2 protein-coding genes and 1 pseudogene are annotated in these 2,951 nt (G+C 35.0%); 2 read left to right on the top strand and 1 reads right to left on the bottom strand.

Features of this window, described 5'->3' with window-relative positions; translation table 11 throughout:
* On the bottom strand, positions 1-651 hold a 651-nt coding region (queC, locus tag HMPREF9018_RS03825), incomplete at its 3' end, for a 7-cyano-7-deazaguanine synthase QueC (protein ID WP_039864288.1).
* 117 nt (positions 652-768) lie between these two features.
* Here queC and HMPREF9018_RS03820 point away from each other — a divergent pair.
* Positions 769-2,019 carry a phosphoglycerate kinase gene (locus HMPREF9018_RS03820; protein WP_008448381.1) on the top strand — a complete coding sequence of 417 codons (1,251 nt, stop codon included), beginning with the start codon at positions 769-771 and terminating at the stop codon, positions 2,017-2,019.
* Between the two features lie 250 nt (positions 2,020-2,269).
* Positions 2,270-2,951: pseudogene (locus tag HMPREF9018_RS10470) on the top strand (IS982 family transposase); the annotation flags it as partial.

The following is a 2,951-nucleotide window of genomic DNA, read 5'->3' as shown; positions in this document are numbered from 1 at the left end:
CTCAACATATTCTGTAGGATCATTTACATCAGCCTTAAGAAAGGCTTCTTTTCGTTCTACGCAAGTACCACACTTTCCACAATGTTTTTCTCCTCCTTTATAACAGCTCCATGTTTTATTATAATCTATTCCTAAAGCCACACCTCGTTTCACTATTTCTGTTTTACTTATATTTGTATAAGGTGCTACTACCTTCACATTAATATATGTACCCGCGCACGCAGCTTTATTCATTGCTGAAATAAATTCTGGTCTGCAATCTGGGTAAATAGTATGATCTCCCCCATGGTTAGCTATCATTACGTATTTTAAGTTATGACTTTCAGCTATCCCTATAGCAATAGAAAGCATTATTCCATTTCGGAAAGGAACTACTGTCGATTTCATATTTTCCTCTTCATAATGCCCCTCAGGTATTGCCTCACTACCTTCTAAAAGAGAACTTTTCAAATATACATTCATAAATTTTAAAGGTATTGTTATATGAGGTATCCCCAATTTCTTACAATGATATTCTGCCAATGGTAATTCGTTTTTTGAATGATTCTGACCATAATCAAACGAAATAGCTAATGCTATGTCGTCAGCTTTTTCATATAAAAGGGTTATAGAATCTAATCCCCCACTTACTATTATTACTGAATTTCTCATACTTTTTTCTTTATAATGCAAAAATAATAAAAAGAATAGATATGATTTCATCAATCCGATGTATTTTTGTATTTTTGTAGTAATTTAAAAAGTATAACAATATAATATTTAACACAGATGAAAATTAATAATTTCAACTTCAGTGGACACAAAGCAATTGTTCGCGTCGATTTTAATGTGCCATTAGATAAAAATGGTCATGTTACAGATGATACACGTATTCGTGGTGCGCTTCCTACTTTAAAGAAAGTACTTTCTGATGGTGGTGCTTTAATAATGATGAGCCACATGGGAAAACCTAAAGGAAAAGTAAAAATGGAGCTTTCTTTAGGTCAAATTGTTAAAAATGTAAGCGAAGCGTTAGGAGTTGAAGTGAAGTTTGCTAAAGACGCAGGTAATGCTGATGCCGAAGCAGCTGCTTTAAAACCAGGTGAAGCTCTTTTGCTAGAAAATTTACGCTATTATCCTGAAGAAGAAGGTAAACCCGTAGATGTAGCAAAGGGAACTCCTGAATATGATGTTGCTAAGGAAGAAATGAAAGGACGTCAGAAAGCCTTCGCTAAGAAATTAGCTTCTTATGCTGATGTATATGTAAATGATGCTTTTGGAACAGCTCATCGTAAACATGCTTCGACAGCAGTCATTGCAGACAACTTTGATGCTGAGCACAAAATGCTTGGCTTCTTAATGGAAAAAGAAGTTTCTGCTATAGACAACGTTTTAAAGAATGCACAGCATCCTTTTACAGCAATAATAGGTGGCTCAAAAGTAAGTTCAAAACTTGCTGTTATCAAAAATTTGCTTGATAAGGTAGATAACCTTATTATTGGCGGAGGTATGGGATATACTTTTATAAAAGCTCAAGGTGGAAAAATAGGGCAGTCTTTACATGAAGATGAATTAATTCCAGAAGCATTAAATGTTATCGCTGCAGCTAAAGAAAAAGGTGTTAGACTTTCTCTTTCTACACATACTGTATGTGGGCAATCTTTTTCTAATGATACTCCACGAAAAGTATTCCCTATTAATGAAATACCCGATGAGTGGGAAGGTATGGACGCTGCTGAACAAAGTTTAGAAGAATGGAAACAAATTATTCTTAGTTCTAAAACTATTTTATGGAATGGTCCTGTAGGAGTTTTTGAATTTGAAAACTTTGCACATGGCACTGGTGAAATTGCTAAGTATGTTGCAGAGGCTACCCAAAAGAATGGTGCTTTCTCTCTTGTTGGTGGAGGCGATTCTGTCGCAGCTGTTAATAAATTTAAATTAGCAGATAAAGTGTCTTATGTATCAACAGGTGGTGGCGCCATGCTTGAAGCTATTGAAGGAAAGGTTCTACCTGGTGTTGCTGCTATTGAGAAGTAATAAATAATTATTACTACCTTATAAAACTTTTTAAATAACAAAGTAGAAGGTAAATACTAATAAAGTATAAGTATTTACTTTCTACTTTTATATTTGGTCAGTAGAAAAGAGTTAGGAAAATTTTCGGTTCAGTAGAAATTGATACCTTAGTTCGGGATAAGAAAACGCAAAAAAGTAAATAAAGAAGAAGGTAGTCTCATAAATATTTTGTACCTTTATAGTTAATAATCAAACAGTTACAAATACACTTATGCAGACTACCGATTACAAAATTACTGAATTATTCTGTGTTATAGATGATTTTTGTAAACATTTTGAAGCTGAAAATGGCGGAAAACTGCTTTTAGGTGACGATACCACGAAGCGTAGAAGGCGTAAGGCTTCCTTGTCCGACAGCGAAATCATGACTATTTTATTGTATTTCCATTTCGGAACATTTCGTAATTTCAAGCACTATTATCTTATTCTTCATCAAGGGGACTTTTAAGACGTACTTCCCTAACGCTGTCTCTTACAACCGTTTTGTTGAACTTGAAAGTAGAGTGTTTTTCCCTCTTATGTTCTTTCTTAATCTGCGTGCATTTGTAAGATGTACAGGTATTACATTTCTTCACTCAACAATGATTCCTGTATGCCACAATCTTAGACGCTATGCCAACAAGGTGTTCAAAGGCGTTGCAACAAATGGGAAAGGAACAATGGGCTGGTGTCACGGATTCAAACTTCATCTGGCATGTAATGACAGAGGGGAAATCATAGCTTTTGTTCTTACTGGAGCAAACGTCAGTGACAAAGACACAAAGGTTTTCAAGGTTCTTGCCAAACGTCTGTATGGAAAGCTGTTTGCTGACAAAGGATACATATCACAAAAACTTTTTGACTTTCTTTTTGAAGATGGTATTCAGTTGGTGACGGGGCTTAGGGTAAATATG

Origin of the sequence: Prevotella amnii CRIS 21A-A (assembly GCF_000177355.1) — a bacterium.
GTDB lineage: Bacteria > Bacteroidota > Bacteroidia > Bacteroidales > Bacteroidaceae > Prevotella > Prevotella amnii.
The sequence above is the reverse complement of the archived record's forward strand: the minus strand, read 5'-3'. Positions and strand labels throughout refer to the sequence as shown.

What these genes read in the sequence shown, in the direction of transcription:
- HMPREF9018_RS03820 (WP_008448381.1), top strand. Translation starts at nt 769, where the DNA reads ATGAAAATTAATAATTTCAACTTCAGTGGACACAAAGCAATTGTTCGC.